The organism is Micromonospora sp. NPDC004704 (assembly GCF_053601675.1).
This window is the reverse complement of sequence record NZ_JBSGCD010000041.1, coordinates 1-20,863: the sequence shown is the minus strand read 5'-3', so window position 1 is coordinate 20,863 and position 20,863 is coordinate 1. Positions and strand designations below refer to the sequence as shown.

The window sequence follows — 20,863 nt, the reverse complement described above, 5'->3', positions numbered from 1 at the left end:
ACGTGCAGCCGACTCACTCGCTCGGCACGCGTACCCACGGAACAAACCTCCATCGGTCCTGGCGGTAGCACCCGCACCCGATGGGGGGTTGCTGCGACGTCAACGAGCCAGGTCTCTCAGTCGCTCTGGATGGGCTGCGTCAGCTTACTGAATGCGGGCGGAATTGTTCCAGCCAGAAACGGCGCCTGTGGCGCTCGCCACCGTCCCGATCAGTTCACCAGCACGATCTTTCCACGCGCATGCCGGCCTTCGCTCAGTTCGTGTGCGGCCGCGGCCTCGGTAAGCGGGAACGCCGCCGCGACCGGCACCCGCAACCGGCCCTCGTCGGCGAGCGTGACCGCGATCGCGAGGCCGTGCAACGCCAGCGGGTCGGCTGGTGCTCCCACGGCCACGCCCGTGTCGTCTGCCGGCGCACCGTGTGACATGTGTACGCCGTGTGCCGCAGCGGTCCGATCCGCGATCGTCACCACGCGCGCCGGGTCGCCGGCAATGGCGACGAGGTCCGGCAACGCCCCTGCGGCACAGTCGAACACCGCGTCCACTCCGGCCGGTGCCAGTGCCCGGACCCGTTCCACCAGCCCCGTCCCGTACGTCGTCGGCTCGGCGCCGAGGACACGGAGAAAGTCGTGGTTGTGCTCGCTCGCCGTACCGATGACGGTGGCACCGCGAGCGACCGCCAACTGGACGGCGATGGTGCCCACCCCGCCCGCCGCGCCCTGCACCAGCAGGGTGTGCCCGGCGTCGACCGCGAGCCGGTCGAGGACACGGGTGGCGGTCTCGACGCTGCCCGCGGCGCCGCCGGCTTCCTCCCAACTCCACCCGGCGGGTTTCGGTGCCCACGCAGCCAGGACCGCGAAGTCGGCGTTGGCACCGCGTACGGCCGATCTGGTCATACCGAACACCTCGTCACCGATCCGGACGCCGGTGACGGCGGGGCCGATCTCGTCCACCACGCCCGCGGCGTCGAACCCGGTCCGGAACGGGAAGGTCACGGGCACCATCTCGCGCCACGCCCCGGAACGGATGGACACCTCCCCCGGCGAGATCCCGGAGGTCCGTACGGCAACGCGGATCTCGCCCGGTCCCGCGTGCGGGGCCTCCACCTCGGCGACGTGCAGGACGCTGGACGGGCCGTACTCGGTGAATTGGATCGCTCTCATGCGGCGACCGTAACGGAGCACCCCGTCCGTTTGGCTAAAGTGAGAGCGGTGACGGCCCAAGTGATAACGCAGCTCCGTGCGGACGCCCGGGAAAACCGGGAGCGCATCCTCGCGGTCGCCCGCGCGGCCTTCGCCACCGAGGGCCTCGACGTGCCGATCCGGGAGATCGCCCGGCGCGCCGAGGTCGGTGTCGCGACCGTCTACCGGCACTTCCAGACCAAGGAAGCGCTGCTCACCGAGGCCTTCGCCGAGCAGCTGGCCCTCTGCTCGGCGGTCGTACGGGAGGGTCTGGCCGCCGACGACCCCTGGCGCGGGTTCGGCCTGGTGATCCGGAAACTCATGGAGATGCATGCCCTCGACCGGGGCTTCGCCCGCGCCTTCACCTCGCAGCTCCCCCAGGCGGTCGACTTCGCCGCCGACCGCGACCGCACGCTGCGTCTGCTGCTCGAACTGGTGCGACGGGCGAAGGACGCCGGCTCCCTGCGGCAGGACTTCGTGCTGGAGGACTTCAGCCTGGCGCTGATGGCGAACGAGGGCATCCAGGCCGAGACGCCCGAGATGAGGGTGGCGGCGTCGCGCCGCTTCGCGGCCCTGATGATCCAGTCCTTCCAGGCGAAGCCCGTCCCGATGCCGCTTCCGCCGCCCGTTCGGTTACCCCTGTCCCGACGTTGACCGTTGGCTATTGGAGCCCGGTGCGGACCGAGGTGATGCGGTGGGTGTTGAAGCCGAGCCAGTGCATCCGGCCCCGATAGCGGGCGTGCTCGATCTTGAGGCAGCGGTCCATGACCACCGTCAACCCGCCGTCCTCCGCGATCTGCCCGCCCTCGGCGTTGATCACCCCGAACTGGCACCAGAGGGCGCCGGCATTGATGGCGACAGCCTCCCGGGCGATCGCCGGCAGCGCGCTCGGCGCACGGAAGACGTTCACGACGTCCACCGGCCCGGGTACGTCGAGCAGGCTCGGGTAGCTGGTCTCACCCAGAATCGTCGTCTCGCGGGGGTTCACGGGGATGACCCGGTAGCCGTGTCGTTTGAGGTAGTAGCCGACAAAGTAGCTGGCCCGAAGCTCGTTGTTCGACAGACCGACGATCGCGATGGTCCGGGTGGTGTGCAGCACGCGCTGGATCGTCGACGGGTCCTGGTACCGAGCGAGATCTGTCGTGGTCATGCCGCCGATACCTCATTTCCCGCCGTTGCGGCGACTGCCCCCGCCGTTGCGGCGACCTTGGCGAAACCCTGTTCCAGGTCCCAGATCAGGTCCTCGACGGATTCGGTGCCGACCGACAGGCGTACGGTACCCGGTCCGACGCCGGCCGCCCGCAGTTCGTCATCGCTCAGTTGGCGGTGCGTGGTGCTGGCGGGGTGAATGATCAGACTCTTCGCGTCGCCCACGTTCGCCAGGTGGGACCAGAGGGTCACGCCCCGGATGAGGTCCTGCCCGCCGGATCGGCCGCCAGCGCAGTCGAACGAGAACACCGCGCCCGCCCCGTTCGGCAGGTACTTCTCCACGAGTGACCGGTACCTGCTCGTCGGCAGGCCGGGGTAGGTCACGTTCGTCGCCAGGTCGTGCGACTCGAGGAAAGCCGCGACCGTACGCGCGTTCTCGACGTGGCGCTGCATCCGCAGCGACAGCGTTTCGAGCCCCTGCAGGAACAGGAACGCGTTGAACGGCGCGAGCGCCCCGCCGAGGTCGCGCAGGGTCTCCGCCCGCAGCTTCATCAGGTAACCGTAGGCGCCGAACGTCTCGTGGAACTGGAGGCCGTGGTACGCCGGAGACGGATCCGCGATCACCGGGAACCGCCCGTTGGACCAGTTGAACGTACCCGCCTCGACGACCACTCCGCCGATGCTCGTACCGTGGCCGCCGATGAACTTGGTCGCCGAGTGGATGACGATGTCGGCGCCCCATTCGATCGGGCGGCACAGGTACGGCGTGGCGAACGTGTTGTCCACGACCAACGGCAGGTCGTGCTCGTGGGCGATCGCCGCCACGGTCTCGATGTCCAGGACGTTCCCGGCGGGATTGCCGATCGTCTCACCGAAGAACGCCTTCGTGTTGGGACGGACCGCCTGCCGCCACGCGTCCGGATCATCGGGGTCGACCCAGGTCAGCTCGACGCTCATCTTGCGCAACAGGTGCTTGAACTGGTTCACCGTCCCGCCGTAGAGCGCCGTGGACGACACGACGTGGTCGCCCGGCTGCAGCAGGGTGAACAGCGCGGCCGCCTGGGCGGCGATGCCACTGGAGAACGCCACCGCACCGCTGCCGCCCTCGAGGTTCGCCATCCGCTCCTCGAACACCGCGACGGTCGGGTTCATGATGCGCGAGTACGTGTTCCCGTACTCCTGCAGGTTGAAGTAGGCCGCCGCCGATTCCGGGTCCTCGAAGACGTAGCTGGTCGTCTGGAAGATCGGCACCGCGCGAGCGCCCGTGTTCGGGTCGGGTCGTTGCCCGGCGTGCAACTGCCGGGTCTCGAATCCGTACGCGTGGTCTTCCTCCGTCCGCAGGGGCTTGTCGGTCACGAAGGCCTCTTTCCTGGGTGTACGCCGACAGCCCGCCCGTGGGCCAGGAACTGACGGATGATGGGGGTCTGCCGTGCCTCCTCCAGCAGGAAGCAGTCGTGCCCGTACGGCGCGTCGATCAGGTGGTACTCGACCGGCTTGCCGAGGGTGCGAAGCGCGTCCTCGATCTCCGTCGACGCCGACGGCGGATAGAGCCAGTCCGAGCTGAAGGCGATCAGCAGGGTCCGCGCCGACATGCCTTCGAGGGCCCGGACGAGTGATCCGCCGCCGTGCTGCCGTCCGAGGTCGAAGTATGTCAGCGCCCGCGAGAGGTAGAGGTAGGTGTTGGCGTCGAAGCGCCGGACGAACGAGTCTGCCTGGTGGCGCAGGTAGTTCTCGACCTCGAACTCCGGCTCGGTGATCGTGTAGCGGATGTCGTCGGCGTACTGCAGCCGTCGGCCGAACTTGTCGTCCAGCGCCGGCCCGGACAGGTACGTGACGTGGCCGACCATCCTGCCCACACCCATGCCGCCGTCCGGCGCCCGGCCCGTGCCGTAGTAGTGACCGCCCTGCCAGGCGGGATCGCGCAGGATCGCGTCCCGCGCGATCGCGTTCCAGGCCAGGCCCTGCGGGTGGAGGGCGTGCGTGCTGGCGATCGCCACGACGGCGTCGACCTGGTCGGGAAACAGGACCGCCCATTCGAGCGCCTGCATGCCGCCGAGTGATCCGCCGGCCACCGCGGCGAGTCGGTCGATGCCGAGAACGTCCAGGAACGCGCGCTGCGTCCGTACCATGTCCGCCACGGTGACCACCGGAAAGTCGGCGCCGTACGGCCTGCCTGTCGCCGGGTTGGTCGACGACGGCCCGGTGGTGCCGCGACAGCCGCCGAGCAGGTTGGTGGCGATGACGAAGTACCGGTCGGTGTCGAATGCCTTGCCCGGCCCGATCATCCCGTCCCACCAGCCGAGCCCTCGTCCGGCCGTGCCGTCACGATCGGTCGCCGCGAACCCGTCGCGGGTGCTCTCCTCGGACGGTGTCTGCGACAGACCCGCCGCGTGGGCGTCGCCACTGAGCGCGTGGCACACCAGGATGACGTTGTCACGCTCGGGCGAGAGAAGGCCGTAGGTCTCGTACGCCACCCGGATCGGGCCCAGCTCACGGCCACAGTCGAGTCGCACCGGCTCGGGCAGGTCGAGGTACCGCGTCTCGACGGCGCCGACCGAGGCGGACCGCGCTGGTGCCACGGGTGTACTCATAGCCAATCTCCTCCCCTCGGGGTATTGTCTACCACCTTCGTAGGTAATTAGGCGAACGGGGCGTGGAAGGTGGAGCACGCATTATGACGACTGTCGACAACGGCGTTAACGTCCAGGCACTGCTCGACGCACGGCAAGCGCTGAAGGGCGCACCCGAGGCCGCCCAGTTCACCTGGCGGGCGTCCTCGAAGTGGCAGAACGGGGTGCACAGCACCACGACGGTGGGGAACTTCTTCGGCCTCGGGCAGGAGCAGGCCCACAAGTCCGAGACGGTGTTCGACGCCGACCACCCCGAGGTCTTCGCGGCCGAGGACAACGGCATCACCCCGATCGAGTACCTCCTCGTCGGCCTGGCGAGCTGCCTGACCGCGGGTGTGGCGTCGGTCGCGCAGAACCGCGGCATCCAGTTGCGTTCGGTGGAGGCGACGGTCGAAGGCCAGCACGACATCCGGGGCATCCTCGGCGTCGACAGCGACGTCCGCAACGGCTTCAACGACATCAAGGTCACGTTCAACATCGACGCGGACGCGTCGAAGCAGGAGATCGAGGCGCTGGTGGCCCAGTCCCAGAAGCGCTCCGCCGTCTTCGACGCCCTGACGAACCCGACCGACGTCACCGTCGAGGTCGCCTGAGGGGGTCCGAGCCATCGAGCGCATCACCACGGTGGTCGTCGGGGCGGGGCACGCGGGCCTCGCCGCGAGCCACTTCCTCACCGAACAGTCGATCGACCACGTGGTGCTCGAGCGGGGTGAGGTGGCGAACTCCTGGCGGTACGAACGCTGGGACTCCCTGCGACTGCTCACTCCCAACTGGCAGAGCCGCCTGCCGGGCCATCGCTACGAGGGCTCGGATCCCGACGGGTACATGACAACCGGCGAGGTGGTCGAGTTCATCGAGCGCTTCGCCGCCGTCGCCCGCGCCCCCGTCCGGACCGGCACGAACGTCACCTCGGTACGGCGGATCGACGACGGATACCACCTGACGACGAGCCGAGGTGAGATCCACTGCCGGACGGTGGTGATCGCGAGCGGCGCCTGCAACCGGCCGGTGGTGCCACAGCTCAGCCACGCGGTGCCGGCGTCCGTCGAGCAACTGACACCGTTCGACTACCGCGATCCCACCAAGCTGCCCGACGGCGGCGTCCTCGTCGTGGGAGCATCGGCGACCGGTGTACAACTGGCGTCCGAGCTGAGGCGGTCGGGACGGCCGGTGATCCTGTCGGTGGGCGAACACGTACGGCTGCCGCGTACGTACCGCGGACGGGACGTGCTGTGGTGGATGGACGCGTCGGGCGTGTGGGACCAGCGGTACGACGAGGTGGACGACCTCGTACGGGCCCGCCGTCTACCCTCGCCGCAGCTCGTCGGGACGCCCGAGCGAAGGACCCTCGATCTCAACGCCCTCGCCGCGTCGGGTGTCGAGATGGTAGGCCGGTGGGCGGCCCTGCGCGACGGTCACGCACTCTTCTCCGGGGGCCTGCGCAACGTGTTCTCCCTCGCCGACCTCAAGATGGAACGCCTGCTGGACACGTTCGACGGGTGGGCGCACACGCACGGGCCCGACACCGGGTTCGGCCCGGTCGAGCGTTTCCCGTCCACCCGCATCCCCGAGTCGCCGCGGTTGCGGCTCGATCTGGGAAGCGGCGAGATCCGGGCGATCGTGTGGGCCACCGGTTTCCGGCCCGACTACGGGTGGCTCGACGTACCGGTGGTCGACGCCAAAGGACATCTGCGCCACGACGGTGGTGCGGTCGACAGCCCCGGCATGTACGCCCTGGGCCTACCCGTACTGCGGCGGCGCAAGTCCACGTTCATCCACGGCATCGAGGACGACGCCCGTGAGGTGATCGCCCACCTGACCCGGTTCCTGGCCACGCGTAGCTGACCGCCAGGACCCGGGTCAGCGTGAATGCACGCCGCCCCGTGGTCGCGGGCCGTGTTCGAGGGTCGCCAGGAAGCTGTCGGCCGCGTCCTGGACGCGGTCTCGTTCGCCGGTTGCCAGCAGGTCGAGCAGGAGCCCGCGGATGGTCGCGATCACCAGGGTCGCGGTGCGCTCCGCGGTCGCCACGTCGGTGTCCGGTCCCTGCGCGTCGACCAGGGCACTCATCCAGTCGGCCACGACGCGGTCGAGGAACTCCGCGAACTGGCGCGGCGACTGCAGGGCGCGTCCGTAGACCGCGAAGAAGAGTCGGAACTCCGCCCCCTGGCGGGGGTCGGAGGTTCGGGTCCAGACCGCACGCGCGGCCGTGGCCAGGTCGGGCTGGTCGCCGACCGCCTCGCTCGTGGCCGCGAACGCCCGTTCCCGCAGCCGCCCGAGTATGGCCTCGAGCATCTGCTCCTTGGTGCCGAAGTGGTGCACCAGCGTCGTCGTCGACACCCCTAGGGCGCGGGCCACCGGCCGCCACGACAGGTCGGCGAACCCATGCTCCACCGCGTAGTCGACCGCGGCGTCGAGCAGGTCCGCTCGCCGCTGGTGATTGACCGGCCGTCCCGTCATCGCTGCCTCGTGATCCCTCTCGCATTGCGATTTCTAGAACGATCGTACTACGTTTGTTTCTCGTACGATCGTTCTAGGATCTGGGAGGTCCTCATGCACGTGTTCGTCACCGGAGCGTCTGGCTGGGTCGGTCGAGGGCTCGTCCCCGAGCTGATCACCGCCGGCCACAAGGTCACCGGGCTGGCCCGCTCGGACTCGGCGGCCCGATCCCTGCGGGAGCTGGGAGCCGAGATCCATCCGGGGTCCCTCGACGACCTCGACGCCCTGCGCGACGCGGCCACCGCCAGCGACGGCGTCGTCCACCTCGCGTTCAAGCACGACATGTTCTTCGCCGGCGACTTCGCCGGGGCCACCGACGCCGATCGCGCGGCGATCGACGCCTTCGGCGAAACCCTCGCCGGCACCGGCAAGCCGTTCGTGATGGCCTCCGGCATGCTCGGCGTACTCGGGCTGCCGTCCGGGGTCGTCGCCACCGAAAACGACGGGCTGGACTTGGACTCCGACGACACGGGCCCGATCAGCGGGGCCGGCGGACGGATGGCGAACGCCCGCCAGGCTCTCGCGCTCGCCGACCGGGGCGTCCGCTCCTCGATCGTGCGGCTCCCACCCGCCACCCACGGCAGGGGCGACAACGGCTTCACCACCACCGCGATCGGCTTCGCGCGCCAGAAGGGCGCCGCGGCGTACGTCGGCGACGGCGGCAACCGCTGGCCGGCCGTCCACCGCGACGACGCCGCACGACTGTTCCGCCTCGCGGTCGAGTCCGCGCCGGCCGGCTCCGTGCTGCACGCGGTCGGCGACGAGGGTGTGCCGATCCGTCAGGTCGCCGAGACCATCGCCGCACATCTGCACCTACCCGCAGTCTCCGTCACCCCCGAGGAAGCCGGCGACCACGTCGGTTGGCTCGGGGGCCTCTGGGCAGTCGACGGGCCCGCCTCGGCACAGCTCACCCGTGACCTTCTCGGATGGGAACCCGACGGCCCCGGACTGATCGCCGACCTCCGGCAGGGCCACTACTTCTCCTGAGTACGGCGCCCACCCGAAGGAGCGCGCACGGCACCGGTCTAGGTATGCCTAGACGGCCCGCGACCTGTCTGAACCCCGTTGACCGGTGAAGATAGGTAAGCGCTTCCGATGTGGCAGCACCTCCGTCAACCGAGGATTGATCCATCAGCGGTTGACAGGGAGGCACGTCATGTTTGTACATCCGGACACGTTGCTGGTTCTGGCCAACGACCGTCGCCGTGAGTTGATCGCCGAGGCCGACCGGGGGCGTCTGCTCACCAGCGCCCGCCGGGTCCGCCGGGCACGCAAAGCCACGGCGGTACGCGGACAGCCCGCCGGTACCCTGGCCTCGTGCGAACCATCCGCGGCGGTGCCAGCCCGGTGATGATCGGGCGGGAAAGCGAGCTGCGCCGGCTGGCGCAGCTCGCTTCGGCGCGTGAGCCGGCGGTCGCGATCATCGCGGGCGAGCCGGGCATCGGAAAGACCCGACTCGTGCACGAGCTGCTGACGACCGTGCCGGCGGAGACCGTGGTCCTCGTCGGCCAGGCCGAACCCGGCTCGCTGTCCCGCCCGTACGAGGTGCTCCTGGACGCCATCGACGGACGCCCGGAGGTCGACGAGGAACAGCTCACCGCCCTCGCGGACCCGCGGCTCAGCCCGGTCGAGCGCCTGCACACCGGCCTGGCCATCCTGGCCGACCTGATCGGCGACTCCCCCGCCGTCATCGTCTTCGAGGACCTGCACTGGGCCGACTCGGAAAGCGCGGCGTTGTTCGAGCGGATCGCCGACCAGCGTGGGCCGCGGCTGCTCGTCGGAACATACCGGCCGGACGAGGTGACCCGCCGCCAACCGGTGGCCGGCCTGCTGGCCCGGATGGAACGCCGGCACACCGTCACCCACGTACGCCTGGATCGCCTCACCCCCGCGCAGACCGCGGCGTTGCTGGCGGCGGCCACCGGCGCCCCGGCGCCACTGCGCGCCGCGACGGCGCTGCACCACCGCACCGGCGGCAACCCGTTCTTCCTGGAGGAACTGCTGCGTGCGCTGCCCAGCTACGACGTGGAGGCGCTGGTCGAGCAACCGCTGCCGTGGAGCCTCGCCGACGTGCTGCGCCGCCAGGTCGACGACCTCGACCCGGTCAGCCACCGCATCGTCGAAGCGGCCACCGTCCTCGGCCACCGCATCCCGTTCGACCTGCTCGCCGACGTGACCGGCGCCGGCGAGGACGAGCTCATCGCCGTGCTGCGCGACCTGGTCACCCGGGGCGTCCTGGTCGAGTCCGGCGACGACGAGTTCGCGTTCCGGCACGCCCTGGTCCGCGAGGCGATCGCCGACCAGATGCTCGGCCGGCAGCGCCGCCGGCTGCACGAGGCGGCGCTCGACGTGCTCCTGAGCGGCGGTGCCTCCGACCCGGCCATGGTGGCGCACCACGCCCGAGGCGCCGGCCGGTACGACGACCTGGTCGCCGCGGCCCGGCGCGGGACCGCCCTCTACCTCTCCATCGGCTCCGCCTACCAGGCCCTCCAGTTGGCGGAGATGGGCCTCGACGAGGTGCCCGAGGACACCGACCTGCTCGCCTCCGCCGCCCGAGCGGCCTGGCTGGCCGGACTGCTCGACGACGCCCTGCGGTACGGCCGACGCTGGCGTGACCTCGCCGACAGCACGACCGACCGGGCCGAGTCGCTCTACCTCCTGGTCCGCATCGCGTGGGAGTCCCGCGAGACCGACGAGATGCGCGCCCTCACGCACGACATCGGGACCCTGATCGCCCAACTCCCGCCCGGCGCCGACCAGGCACGGGCGATGACCGCGATCGCGCAGTCGGCGTACCTGCGCGACGATCTCGATGCCGCGCTGGTCTGGTCGGATCGCGCGCTGGCGCTGGCGGACGAGTTCGACCTGCCAGCCGTACGCCTGGCCGCGCTGATCGAGAAGGGCTCGACGCTCACCGAGCGCCCACAGACCGCCGCCGACGGCCGCAGGATCCTGTCCACCCTGGTGAACGAGGCCGAAGCCGCGGGCGAGTGGGTGTTGGCCGCCCGTGCCCTCAACGCCCTGGTGCACGGCGAGCCACCCACCTCGCCGGTCGAGCACGCCGAGACCCTGGAACGGATGCGGGTCAACGCCGAACGGGCCGGTTTCGAGTCACTCGCGGTGGCCACGTACTTCCAGGGCCGAGCCCGGCTCGCGTTGCGGGCCGGCGACCTGGGCACCGCGATCGCGGCCCTGGAGGAGGGGCGCGAACAGGACCGCAGCTACCGGCGCCGGGGCCGCTGGGCCGACTACCACGGGGTCTTCCTCGCCGGGCTCTACCTGGAGGCGGGCGAACTCGACCAGGTCGAGCAGCTCATCACCGACCTGGCGGCGCTGCCCAACAACCCGTCGACCACGATTCCCGGGCTGGCGTTCCACCTCGCCTGCCGTCGCGCCGACCTTCCCGCTGCTGAAGCGAGCCTGGAGGTGCTGATCGCGGCGATGGACGAGCAGGCGTGGCGCAGCGGTGAACAGGCTCACGACCTGATCTCCGCCGCGCTGGAGATCGGCCTGCCGACGGACCGGCTCGACCAGATGGCCACCGCGCTACTCGACTCCAACGTGTGGGACGCCTACCGGACACTGGTCGACGCCCAGCTCGCGGAGGCGCACGGCCAGCACGCCGACGCACTGGCCGGCTACCTGTCCATCGCCGAGGCTCACATCCTGGGGCCGGCGACCCGAGGCACCGTACGCGTCAACGTCGCCCGCTGTCTGCTCGCGGACGACCGGCGCGAGGAGGCCACCGCGCAGGTGGAGGCCGCCGCTCCCCTGCTGGCGCAGTGGCGTGGCTGGCGGGTGGCCCAGCTCGCCCGGGTACGCGTCCGGCTCGGGATGGCGCCGGTCGACGCGGCACCGGCGGTCACCGGCCCGGCCGCCCTGACCCCCCGGGAGCGGGAGGTGGCGGTGCTGATCAGCGACGGGCTGACCAACACGGAGCTGGCCCGGCGCCTCTACATCTCGCCGAAAACCGCCGCCGTTCACGTCTCGAACATCCTGCGGAAGCTCGGCGTCTCGTCCCGGACCGAGGTGGGCGACCTCGTCGGTCGGCACTGAACCAGGTCGCCGGCCCCCGACGACCTCGCCGCGCCGCAACCGATCTCGCCGCGCCGCAACCAACCTCTCTGCGGCCGCCACCGACCTCTCCGTGCCGCAGCCGACGTTGATGCCGGGGAGCGTCCAACGACGGCGGTTCGGGTGCCGGCGGCCGGTCGGTGACTCGGGTTCAGAGGTAGCTGACGCCGGTCAGTGCCTCGGCTGCCGCCCAGAGCCGCTTGCCGGCGGCCGGGTCGGCGGCCTCCCGGCTGAGCCGGGCCTCGGTGACCGGGCCCCGCGTCTCCCAGAGCCCGGCCGGGCCGAAGAACTGGCCGCCCCGCACACCGGGCTCGGTCGCGGCGCGCAACTGCGGCAGCGCCCCCCGCTCCACCGACTGGGTGACGAGCAGGCCGAGCGACGCGATCACCTGCCCGAACCGACCACGGTGCGCCCAGGCACGCGGAGTCAGGTTGGTGCGGGTGAGACCGGGGTGGGCCAACGCGCTGACGATCGACGATCCGGCGGCGCGCAGGCGGCGGTCCAGTTCGATGCCGAAGACAGTGGTGGCGAGCTTGGACCGCCCGTAGGCGGTAGCGCCCCGGTAGCCGCGCTCGAACATCAGGTCGTCCAGGTCGAGGTGCGCGTTCCTGTGGGTGATCGAGCTGAGACTGACCACTCGGGCCTCCCGGGCTGCGGCCAGGTTGCCGAGCAGCAGACCGGTCAGCGCGAAGTGGCCCAGCATGTTGGTGCCGAGCTGCAGCTCGAAGCCGTCCGCGGAGGTGCGGCGCGGGCCGAGCAGGACCACGCCGGCGTTGTTGACCAGTAGGTCGATCGCCGGGTGGTCGGCGCCCACCTTCGCGGCGAACGCCCGTACCGAATCGAGACAGGCCAGGTCCAGCTCCCGCACCTCGACGTCGCCGCCGATCCGGCGGGCGGCCTCCTCGCCGGCGGCGGTGTTGCGGACGGCGAGCACGACGTGGGCGCCGTGGCGGGCCAGCTCGTTGGCGGTGACCAGGCCGAGGCCCGAGTTCGCGCCGGTCACGACGGCGACCCGGCCGTGCTGGTCGGGAATGCGGTCGGCGGTCCATCCGGTCATCTGCTGCTCCTGGGGGTGTCGGCGGTAGACCGACGACGCTAGGAGCAACGCGACCGGGTTCGGTCGTTCCCCGTTACCCAGGTCTGCCGGACCTACCCTGGGCAACCGGCGAGGCGCCACACTTGCGGCATGACCCATCCGTACGCGCGTGAACTCGGTGATTTCCTTCGCGCCCGACGCGACCGGCTGCATCCACACGACGTCGGCCTGGTGCCGGGCGGCCGACGCAAGGTCACCGGGCTGCGACGCGAGGAGTTGGCCCTGCTCGCCGGGCTGAGCACCGACTACTACCAGCGGATGGAACAGGGCCGGGAGGTACGCCCGTCCGACGACGTCCTGGACGCGCTCGCTGGCGCGCTCGGCCTCGACGACGAGGAACGCCGGCACCTGTTCACGCTGGCCCACGCCGCCCGCCGGCCGATGCCCGCCCGGACGGACCACGGTCCGGAACAGGTGCCGGACAGCACCCGGCGGCTGCTGCGGGTGATGGACACCCCGGCGGTCGTGCTCGGCCGACACCTCGACCTGCTCGCCTGGAACCCCCTGGCGGAGGCACTGCTCGGCGCCCCGGACGCCTACCCGGCCAACCGGCTCAATATGCTCCTGCTGATGTTCGACGACCCGCTGACCGGCGGTCGAACCTGCCCGGACTGGGAGCGCCAGGCCCTGGACTACATCGGCATGATGCGCGCCGCCGTCGCCACCGACCCCACCCACCCCCGCGCCACCGCGATCGTCGGTGAGCTGAGCATCCGCAGCGCCGAGTTCCGGCGGCTGTGGGCCCGGCACGACGTACGCGAGTCGGTCAGCGGCACCAAGACCTTCCGGGTTCCCGAGGTCGGCGACATCGTCCTGGCCTGGGACACGTACGCACTGCCGGGAAATCCCGGTCCGGTCATGCTGGTCTTCACCGCCGAGCCGGGCAGCCCCGACGCGGACCGGCTACAACTCCTGGCGTCGTTGCACGCGACCCGCTCGGCACTCGCTAACAAGCACTCCGCATAGGAGACGCACACGGTACATGCTGGTCAGAGTTCCCGGAATTTTCTACTGTCGCGCCCATGGACCGCCTTGCAGATAGCCTTTCGTCTGCCCGGCACTGCCGACTCCGGCGTCATCCTCGAAGGACTGCGGACGTTGCTTGCCGAGGTCGCCTACGCCTCGTTCGATTCCGCCGGTAACGTCACCCTCAGCCCACCGCTCCCGTCGACGCCCTGCCGGTGACGACCATTCGAATGGCCGAGGTACAGCCACCGGAGGTCACCGAGGGTGGCCGAATCCCTTGATCACCCGCAGTAGGGTGTCCCCCATGGAACGGGACATGCGGCTACGTGAGGCATCGTCATTCGGCGCGGCGGCAGTCGCGTACGCCGAGCACCGCCCGGACTACGCGCCGGCCGCGGTGCGCTGGGCCCTGGAGCCCGCGTCCGGCCCACGAGTGCTGGATCTCGGCGCCGGAACCGGCAAGCTGACCGCCACGCTGGTCGCGCTGGGCGTCGACGTCATCGCGGTCGAGCCCGACCCGGCGATGCTGGCCGAACTGCGCCGCGCGCAGCCGGCTGTCCGGGCCCTGTCGGGTAGTGCCGAGGCGATACCGCTGCCGGACTCGTCCGTCGATGCCGTGCTGGCCGGCAACGCCCTGCACTGGTTCGACATGGCCGTCGCGGGACCCGAGATCTCCAGGGTCCTCGTACCCGGCGGGATCCTGGCAGGCCTGTGGAACGTCATGGACAACCGGGTCGACTGGGTGGCCGGACTCGACCGGGTCAGCGGAAGCGCGGCCATCGGCCCACGTGACACCCTCGGCAACTGGCGGGCCGCGACGGCGGGCCTGCACCTTCCCGGGACGGGCGTCGCCCGGTTCGGCTCGCCGGAGCAGGCCGAGTTCCCGCACGGGCAGCGTCGCACCGCCGACTCCCTCGTCGCGACCATCGCGACCCGCGCGGGGATGCTCGTCATGGCCGGACAGGAACGAGAGGCCACGCTCGGCCGGATCCGCGCCTTCCTCGCGAGCAGACCGGAGACCGCCAGCGGCGAGTTCACCCTGCCGATGCTGACCGGCGTCCTGCGTACCCGGCGGCGCTGAAAACCATCGGCCACCCGATCCGAGCCGCAGGAGGGTGAAGGAACCCACACAGAAGCGGCGGAACGGGTTATTGACCGGCTGTGGTAGCCCGGTGAGAATTCACCGTGGGTTCCGCGTTGATCATATCCAGCCTGCCGTTTGCTCTCGGCGTTGTCATGCTCGGCCTGGGCCTCAGCCTGACGGTGGACGACTTTCGGCGGGTGGTGCGGTATCCGAAAGCGGCCGTGGTCGCACTGCTGTGCCAGATCGTGGTGATGCCGGTGATCTGCTTCGGCCTGGTGCTCGCGTTCCGGCTACCGCCGGAGCTGGCGGTGGGAATGATGCTGATCGCCGCGTCGCCCGGTGGTCCCACGGCCAACCTGTACAGCCACCTGTTCGGCGGGAACGTCGCGCTGAGCGTCTCGCTCACCGCGATCAACTCGGGGTTGGTCGTGGTCACCATGCCGATCGTGGTGAACCTGTCGGCCGGGTACTTCCTGCCTGACGGTGCCGGCCTCGGGCTGCAGTTCGACAAGATCGTGCAGGTCTTCGTGATCGTGGTCGTTCCGGTCGCGGTCGGGATGCTCCTGCGCACGCGGGCGCCCGGGGTGGCGCAGCGGCTCAACCGCCCGGTCCGTGCGCTGTCCGTCGTGGTCCTGCTCGTGGTCATCGGCGCCGTGCTGTACGGGGAGCGGGCCAACCTCGCCGGCTATTTCGTCTCGGTCGGGCTCGCGGTGCTGGCCTTCAACGTCGTGAGCCTGCTGATCGGCTACGCCGGGCCGCGCCTCGCCGGCGTCGACCGCCGCGCGGCGATCGCGGCCGGGTTCGAGATCGGCATCCACAACACCGCGTTCACCATCACCATCGCGCTGAGCCCGGCGCTGTTGAACAACCCCGAGATGGCCATTCCGGGCGCGGTGTACGGCATCATCATGTTCTTCACCGCGGTCACGTTCGGTTGGCTGCTCACCCGTCGCCGGGCCCAGGAGTCCGTACCCGGTGAACAGACGCCGGTCGGGCTCGGGTGAACGTACCCATGCCCCCGGCCGGCGCCGATCCCCTGCGCCTGCGGATCCTCGGCCCGTTGCGGATGTGGCGCGGCGCTGCCGAGTTGGATGCGGGCCCCCGGCAACAGGCGTATCTGCTGGCCCTGCTCCTGGCCCGGACCGGCCAGCCGATCACGACGAGCGAGTTGATCGAACTGATCTGGGGCGACGACGTCCCCACCAGCGCGCTCAACATCATCCAGAAGTACGTCGGCGCGCTGCGGCGCCTGCTCGAGCCCGGGATCCCCGCCCGGGAAACCGGCTCGTACCTGCACCGTCGCGGCAACGCGTACCTGTTCAGCGCCGGCACCGGCACGCTGGACCTGGTCGCCTTCCGGGAACTGCTCGCCGCCGCCGGGGCTGCCCTGACGCAGCAGCATCACGAAGCGGCACTCGAGCACTACGTCGACGCGCTCGGCCTCTGGCACGGCCCCGCGGCGGAGGGGTTCACGCACGCAACACCGGCGATGGCGATTTTCGCCGCTCTCGACGACGAGTTCCACGCCGCCTGCACGGCCGCGGCCGACCTGGCCGTCTCACTACGCCGACCGGAGCTGGTGCTGCCCGCGTTGCAGCTCGCCACCAAGATGGCACCGTTCCACGAACCCGTACAGGCCAGCCTCATCGCCACCCTGGGCGCCGCCGGACGCCAGGCCGAAGCACTGTCGGCGTTCCGCCTACTCCGGGAACGCCTGGCCGACGAGCTCGGCATCGACCCCGGCCCGGCGCTGCAGGCCGCATACTTGCGGGTGCTGACGCAGGCCCCGACATCCCCGCCCGATTCGGTCACCACCGGTAAGGCCGGTGGCGCGCCCGCGCGGAAGGCGGCCGGGCTGATCGGCCGGGCCGAGGAACTCGCCGTGCTGCGGCAATCCATGGAGGCGGCACTCACCGGCGGCAGCGGGCTCGCCGTCGTCGAGGGCGAGCCGGGCGTCGGCAAGACCCGCCTGCTGGAGGAGGCCGCCGACGGGGCGGAGCAGGACGGCGCGCGCGTCGTCTGGGCCTCCTGCCTGGAAGGCGACGGAACCCCCTCGATGTGGCCGTGGGAGCAGGCGCTCACCATCGTCATCGACAGCCTGCCCGCGTCGGCGCGGGAGAAGTGGCTGTCCAGCGAGCTCGGCAGCCTCCTCGAATCGCGGGACGACGACGGGTCGCCGGTGGTCGCCGGGGGTCGCGCCCAGTTCCGCCTGTTCGAGCAGGTCGTCACCGTCATCGGTCAGGCCTCGGCCGAACGGCCGATACTGCTCGTCCTGGACGATCTCCAATGGGCCGACACCGCCTCGCTCCAGCTGTTCGGCCACCTGGTGGGCCGGCTGCCGACCGGCACCGCGATCATCGGCGCCCTTCGCGATCGGGCGCCCACCCCGGGCTCCGACCTCTCGCGGGCGCTTGCCGTCGCCAGCCGGTTGCCCAGCCACCGCAGGATCCGACTCGGCCCGCTCAGCCTGGCCGACGTGGCGGAACTCATCCGCCGCGAAGCCGGACACGAGCCCGGCGCCGACGTTGCCCGCAGCATCCACGCCCGTACCGCCGGCAATCCCTTCTACGTCCGGGAACTGTCCCGGCTGCTCAACGACCGTGGCGCGCTCGCCGACGACGAGGCACCGGTGCGGGGCGGGGTGCCGTCGACGGTGCGGGACGTCGTCCGTGGCCGGATGGCCGGGCTCGACGACGGCGCCCGCGATCTGCTCCAGATCGCCGCGCTCATCGGTCGCGACGTCGACCTCGGCCTGCTTGCCCGGGCCGCGGACGCCGATCCCGCGGACTGCCTCGAACGCCTCGAACCGTTGCAGGCGCTGGGTCTGCTCGAAACGAGACCCGAGGATCCGTTCTCGTTGCGCTTCGCGCACGACCTGGTCCGCGAGTCGATCACGGAAACGACGGCGCAGCAGCGGGCGATCCGGCTGCACCTGCGCGTCGCGGACGCGCTCGAAGCAAGCCGGGCGGACGACGAGTCCATCACCGAGCGCCTCGCCTACCACCTGTGGTCCGCCGGCCCCCTTGCCGACCCGGTCCGGACCGCGGAGGCGCTCAAGCGTGCCGGCCATCGCGCCGCGACCAAGCTCGCGTTCGCCGCCGCCGACCGGCACCTGGAGACGGCCGCCCAGGTCGCGCGGAACGCCGGCCTGCCGGAGCTGGAGCTGTCCGCCCTCTCGCTGCTGGCCATCGCCCCGCGCCGGCAGGCCGGGTTCGGCGGCACGACGTTCGATCTGCTGGAGCGTGCCGAACACCTGGCCCGCCAGCTCGGCCGCGACGTCGAGGCCGCCGGCCTCCTCTTCGCCCGCCTGTTCGGGGCCTACACCTTCCTGGAGCCGGACCGCGCATCTCTGGTACGCCGACTGTATGAGCAGGGGGAGGCGTCCTCCGACCCGATCCTGCGGGTGTACGGCCGGCAGGCATGGGGCCTGCACCAGTGGGACATCGGCAACATCGGTGAGGCATACCGGTACTTCATGGCGAACGACCCCGCCGTGCTGCACGGCGCCGTCTCATCGCACAGCGAGACCCCCGTCCGGCGTGACGTCTCGGGTGAGTGGCCCGGCTGGCGTGCCGTGGTGACCGCACTGCGCGGCGACGCCGGGACGGCGGGCGCCATGATCGACGAATGGAACGGCCCGGCCGACCCGCTGGGGGTCGCGACCTGGGCCTACTACATCACCATCATCGCCTCCATGGCCGGTGACGCGGGCTGGGTGATACGCACGATCGAGCGGTGGATGGCCATGGGCACCGGCCGCACCGCCGTCCAGCAGGAGCACTACGTACGGCTGAACTGGTACTGGGCGCGGGCCCTCACCGGTGACGATCCGGCGGGGATCGCGGCGGAGGCCGAACAGCTGCTGGCCACGACGCTGGTCGACCCGCCGAGGTGGGGCATCGCGTACCACAACGGGCTGCTCGCCGAGATGTGGCTGGCCGCCGGGAGGCCGGACGAGGCCGGCACCGCCCTCGACCGGGCGGCCCGGGCGCTCGAGGCCCACGGCCAGCGCTACGCCGAAGGGCTCGTCCGCCTGCTGCGGGCGCGCCTGCTCCAGGCCCGGGGCGAGCCCGTCGACGTCGTCCGGGCCGCTGCCGAAGCGGCCCGAGCCTGGTCCGCCGAGCGCGAGACCCACCTCTTCGCCCGCCGGGCCGAGGAGTTCGTGGCCTCGCTCGACTGACCGAGTTCCCCCGTTTGGATCACGCGGCGGCTACCCGTCGCGGGTCGGTGCAGGGATGCTGACGTCCGGCTCTGACAGGTCGTCCGGTGACGCCTGCCGAGCAAGGAAGGGGTCCGCCGCGGCCCCGTACGGGATGCGAGCGGTGGACGGGGCGGGCTACGGGCCGGGATTGGGCGGGCCGAGGTACGGAAAGCCCGACAGCAGGTCGTCATGCGGCTGGAGGCCGGTCGGGGGGACCTTGCCATCGGTCAGCCACGCGAAGCGGTAGCTGAAGACATCGTCCGCGAGCCCTCGGCCGTTGGGGTAGGAGGCAGGCTTGGCACGGTCGTAGCCGAGGATGTCCGGCAGACACTGCAGGGCCGTCTTCCTGGCCTCCTCCGGTGAGTAGCCGCCCTTTTCCAGCATCTTGGACCACGGGCCCAGGTAGTTGGCGACGTCGTCGGCGGGCTGCCGGGAGTTGTACAGGTTCTTCTCACCGTCGGGGTTGATGAACGGGTTGATGGTCGGGTTCCCGCCGCGGTCCATCTGCTCCAGTACGCCGTCGTGGCGCCGGCTGATCGAGGCCCATACTCCGATCACCGGGCCGGGGCCGAGCAGGTCGCTGGGCACCTCCAGCGCGATGCAGTCGACGTTGTTGCCCGCGAAGTCGTCGTGCCCGGTCCACTTCATCCCGTGCAGGGCACCCTCGACGTCGGCGAAGAACGGGTCGCTGCGCAATCCGATGAACAGCCGGATCGGCCCCGGTTCGTCGATAACGACCGGCCGGGCCGTCCCGTCGAAGCTGACCGGAATGGACTCGGCGAGCACCCGGCCGGCCGGCTCCGGCTGTCGGGCATCGGGGCCGGTGGCGTACCAGACGGTGCCGGTCTGGCTGCCGTTGTCGTACTCGGAGAAGGTGAACGTGAACGCGATGTCGGCGTACGCGTCGCCGTCGGTGTCGACGTTGATCCGGTAGACCGCGCCGGGGTAGAACTCCGGGCCGGTGGTGGGCGCGGGTACCGGGGGTGGGGCACTGGTCGGATTCGCATCGATGATCAGCACCGTCTTGCCGGGATCCTCGGTCGAGGCGAAGACGTACAGGTCGGTCAGTTCGAGGCGGCGGTCGTCGCCGGGGAACCCGAGGTTGTCGGCGCTGAAGTGATTGGACATGGTGCTCCCGGAGCGGTCAAGGGCTGGGTGCCGGTTGCGAAGAAAGTTCGGCAGCGCCGCATTGCCGCGGTGCACGACCACACAGCCCGTTCATCACGGGAGGCTAGTGAGATCGAGGGCGGCCCGGACACGATTCGCGGACACGTAACCTGACCGGGTGACGGTGCCGGTCGGTGCCCTCCCGCACCCAGCCATGGCGTCAGTCCTCCACGGCATTCAGAATGCGAATGTCACGGTCGGCGCCGTCACCGAGCGCCGCGAGGGCCTCCTGGTAGGCGCGGCTGTGGTACGCCGCGACTGCTGCATCGGCGCTGTCGAAGCGAATGAGGGTCGTACGCAGCGCCCCGGACCCCTCCAGCACATGCACCGGATTGCCACGAGCGAGGAACACGCCGCCCGCCGCCCTTATCGCCGGCCCCGCCAGCTCGACGTAGCGAGCCAGCTTGGCATCGTCATGGATAGCGGTGAACGTGTTGATCCAATAGGCGGTCATGCCCCCATGATGCCCCCTCCGTCGCCCGGGCCCAGGACTCTTGCGCCCGTCTACTGCGCCTTCACGGGTGTGTCAGCGCCTCGGCTCGACCTTTCCGCCCGTGATCTAGCTGCAACGCCGTTCAGTTAGGCGGTACGGGGCGATCGTCAAGGCGTGTCATAGGCATGAAAACAGCGGAGCTCCGGTATAGAGGGTGGTCACTCTAAGACGCCCTTGACACCGGGAGCTCCGCTGCCTGATCAGATTGCCATAACCCATACCAGGACCGTCGCGGCGGGCCGGTTCGCGCCGGGCCATCTGGGTGAGCTGACCCAGCTTGTGCCGTTCGACATGGTCGACGACGCCCTGCAACGCTGCGGCGCGGTCCA

At 70.7% G+C, this 20,863-nt stretch carries 18 protein-coding genes and 1 riboswitch; of the genes, 10 read left to right on the top strand and 8 right to left on the bottom strand.

Going from position 1 to position 20,863, the window contains the following annotated elements:
- Positions 1–46 precede the first annotated feature (46 nt).
- A riboswitch (SAM riboswitch) is annotated at positions 47–136 on the bottom strand.
- A gap of 73 nt (positions 137–209) precedes the next feature.
- Positions 210–1,160, bottom strand: coding sequence for an NADP-dependent oxidoreductase (locus tag ACWEFB_RS33320; protein ID WP_452291860.1), 951 nt, complete (start codon positions 1,158–1,160; stop codon positions 210–212).
- A 48-nt stretch (positions 1,161–1,208) separates the two neighbouring features.
- Here ACWEFB_RS33320 and ACWEFB_RS33315 point away from each other — a divergent pair, with 48 nt between their 5' ends.
- Positions 1,209–1,832, top strand: coding sequence for a TetR/AcrR family transcriptional regulator (locus tag ACWEFB_RS33315; protein WP_452291858.1), 624 nt, complete (start codon positions 1,209–1,211; stop codon positions 1,830–1,832).
- Between the two features lie 7 nt (positions 1,833–1,839).
- On the opposite strand, the gene ACWEFB_RS33310 is transcribed toward ACWEFB_RS33315, so the two are convergent.
- From ACWEFB_RS33310 to metX, 3 genes are read right to left on the bottom strand one after another with little or no spacing between them, the layout of a single operon-like run.
- Entirely contained in the window at positions 1,840–2,328 is a 489-nt protein-coding gene (locus ACWEFB_RS33310; RefSeq protein WP_452291856.1) for a CoA-binding protein, read from the bottom strand.
- Positions 2,325–3,683 carry an O-acetylhomoserine aminocarboxypropyltransferase/cysteine synthase family protein gene (locus ACWEFB_RS33305; RefSeq protein WP_452291854.1) on the bottom strand — a complete coding sequence of 453 codons (1,359 nt, stop codon included), beginning with the start codon at positions 3,681–3,683 and terminating at the stop codon, positions 2,325–2,327. Before ACWEFB_RS33305 ends, ACWEFB_RS33310 begins: the two co-directional genes overlap by 4 nt.
- Positions 3,680–4,918, bottom strand: coding sequence for a homoserine O-acetyltransferase MetX (gene metX / locus ACWEFB_RS33300; protein WP_452291852.1), 1,239 nt, complete (start codon positions 4,916–4,918; stop codon positions 3,680–3,682). The genes ACWEFB_RS33305 and metX overlap by 4 nt, the downstream gene beginning before the upstream one ends.
- Positions 4,919–5,001: 83 nt before the next feature.
- Between metX and ACWEFB_RS33295 the strand changes: the two genes are divergently transcribed.
- Together ACWEFB_RS33295 and ACWEFB_RS33290 are read left to right on the top strand one after the other, a co-directional pair.
- Positions 5,002–5,550, top strand: a complete 549-nt coding sequence (locus tag ACWEFB_RS33295; protein ID WP_326559237.1) for an OsmC family protein — start codon at positions 5,002–5,004, stop codon at positions 5,548–5,550.
- Positions 5,551–5,581: 31 nt separating this feature from the next.
- Positions 5,582–6,802, top strand: a complete 1,221-nt coding sequence (locus ACWEFB_RS33290; RefSeq protein WP_452291850.1) for an NAD(P)-binding domain-containing protein — start codon at positions 5,582–5,584, stop codon at positions 6,800–6,802.
- Between the two features lie 15 nt (positions 6,803–6,817).
- On the opposite strand, the gene ACWEFB_RS33285 is transcribed toward ACWEFB_RS33290, so the two are convergent.
- Entirely contained in the window at positions 6,818–7,414 is a 597-nt protein-coding gene (locus ACWEFB_RS33285; protein ID WP_452291848.1) for a TetR/AcrR family transcriptional regulator, read from the bottom strand.
- Between the two features lie 93 nt (positions 7,415–7,507).
- On the opposite strand from ACWEFB_RS33285, the gene ACWEFB_RS33280 reads away from it, so the two are divergent.
- The 3 genes from ACWEFB_RS33280 to ACWEFB_RS33270 all read left to right on the top strand — a co-directional run bounded on the left by ACWEFB_RS33280 (position 7,508) and on the right by ACWEFB_RS33270 (position 11,509).
- Positions 7,508–8,440, top strand: coding sequence for an SDR family oxidoreductase (locus ACWEFB_RS33280; protein WP_452291846.1), 933 nt, complete (start codon positions 7,508–7,510; stop codon positions 8,438–8,440).
- A gap of 169 nt (positions 8,441–8,609) precedes the next feature.
- Entirely contained in the window at positions 8,610–8,804 is a 195-nt protein-coding gene (locus ACWEFB_RS33275) for a hypothetical protein (RefSeq protein WP_326559241.1), read from the top strand.
- Positions 8,771–11,509 carry a helix-turn-helix transcriptional regulator gene (locus tag ACWEFB_RS33270; protein WP_452291844.1) on the top strand — a complete coding sequence of 913 codons (2,739 nt, stop codon included), beginning with the start codon at positions 8,771–8,773 and terminating at the stop codon, positions 11,507–11,509. Before ACWEFB_RS33275 ends, ACWEFB_RS33270 begins: the two co-directional genes overlap by 34 nt.
- Positions 11,510–11,678: 169 nt before the next feature.
- On the opposite strand, the gene ACWEFB_RS33265 is transcribed toward ACWEFB_RS33270, so the two are convergent.
- Positions 11,679–12,584, bottom strand: a complete 906-nt coding sequence (locus ACWEFB_RS33265; RefSeq protein WP_452291842.1) for an oxidoreductase — start codon at positions 12,582–12,584, stop codon at positions 11,679–11,681.
- Positions 12,585–12,713: 129 nt separating this feature from the next.
- Here ACWEFB_RS33265 and ACWEFB_RS33260 point away from each other — a divergent pair, with 129 nt between their 5' ends.
- The 4 genes from ACWEFB_RS33260 to ACWEFB_RS33245 all read left to right on the top strand — a co-directional run bounded on the left by ACWEFB_RS33260 (position 12,714) and on the right by ACWEFB_RS33245 (position 18,853).
- Positions 12,714–13,589: a helix-turn-helix transcriptional regulator gene (locus tag ACWEFB_RS33260; protein WP_452291840.1), complete on the top strand. Its 876-nt coding sequence runs from the start codon at positions 12,714–12,716 to the stop codon at positions 13,587–13,589.
- A 304-nt stretch (positions 13,590–13,893) separates the two neighbouring features.
- Entirely contained in the window at positions 13,894–14,670 is a 777-nt protein-coding gene (locus tag ACWEFB_RS33255; protein WP_452291838.1) for a class I SAM-dependent methyltransferase, read from the top strand.
- Between the two features lie 104 nt (positions 14,671–14,774).
- The gene (locus ACWEFB_RS33250) at positions 14,775–15,677 is read left to right on the top strand and encodes a bile acid:sodium symporter family protein (protein WP_452291836.1); all 903 of its coding nucleotides are present in this window, start codon (positions 14,775–14,777) and stop codon (positions 15,675–15,677) included.
- Positions 15,674–18,853, top strand: coding sequence for an ATP-binding protein (locus ACWEFB_RS33245; protein WP_452291834.1), 3,180 nt, complete (start codon positions 15,674–15,676; stop codon positions 18,851–18,853). The genes ACWEFB_RS33250 and ACWEFB_RS33245 overlap by 4 nt, the downstream gene beginning before the upstream one ends.
- A 156-nt stretch (positions 18,854–19,009) precedes the next feature.
- Here the strand turns inward: ACWEFB_RS33245 and ACWEFB_RS33240 are convergent, their stop codons facing one another.
- Positions 19,010–20,002, bottom strand: a complete 993-nt coding sequence (locus ACWEFB_RS33240) for a DUF4331 family protein (protein WP_452291832.1) — start codon at positions 20,000–20,002, stop codon at positions 19,010–19,012.
- A gap of 199 nt (positions 20,003–20,201) precedes the next feature.
- Entirely contained in the window at positions 20,202–20,495 is a 294-nt protein-coding gene (locus tag ACWEFB_RS33235) for a DUF1330 domain-containing protein (protein ID WP_326559249.1), read from the bottom strand.
- Positions 20,496–20,863: the final 368 nt, after the last annotated feature.

Coding starts and splice junctions, on each gene's coding strand:
- ACWEFB_RS33320 (WP_452291860.1), bottom strand. CDS start 1,160: ATGAGAGCGATCCAATTCACCGAGTACGGCCCGTCCAGCGTCCTGCAC.
- ACWEFB_RS33310 (WP_452291856.1), bottom strand. CDS start 2,328: ATGACCACGACAGATCTCGCTCGGTACCAGGACCCGTCGACGATCCAG.
- metX (WP_452291852.1), bottom strand. CDS start 4,918: ATGAGTACACCCGTGGCACCAGCGCGGTCCGCCTCGGTCGGCGCCGTC.
- ACWEFB_RS33295 (WP_326559237.1), top strand. CDS start 5,002: ATGACGACTGTCGACAACGGCGTTAACGTCCAGGCACTGCTCGACGCA.
- ACWEFB_RS33285 (WP_452291848.1), bottom strand. CDS start 7,414: ATGACGGGACGGCCGGTCAATCACCAGCGGCGAGCGGACCTGCTCGAC.
- ACWEFB_RS33280 (WP_452291846.1), top strand. CDS start 7,508: ATGCACGTGTTCGTCACCGGAGCGTCTGGCTGGGTCGGTCGAGGGCTC.
- ACWEFB_RS33275 (WP_326559241.1), top strand. CDS start 8,610: ATGTTTGTACATCCGGACACGTTGCTGGTTCTGGCCAACGACCGTCGC.
- ACWEFB_RS33265 (WP_452291842.1), bottom strand. CDS start 12,584: ATGACCGGATGGACCGCCGACCGCATTCCCGACCAGCACGGCCGGGTC.
- ACWEFB_RS33260 (WP_452291840.1), top strand. CDS start 12,714: ATGACCCATCCGTACGCGCGTGAACTCGGTGATTTCCTTCGCGCCCGA.
- ACWEFB_RS33255 (WP_452291838.1), top strand. CDS start 13,894: ATGGAACGGGACATGCGGCTACGTGAGGCATCGTCATTCGGCGCGGCG.
- ACWEFB_RS33240 (WP_452291832.1), bottom strand. CDS start 20,002: ATGTCCAATCACTTCAGCGCCGACAACCTCGGGTTCCCCGGCGACGAC.
- ACWEFB_RS33235 (WP_326559249.1), bottom strand. CDS start 20,495: ATGACCGCCTATTGGATCAACACGTTCACCGCTATCCATGACGATGCC.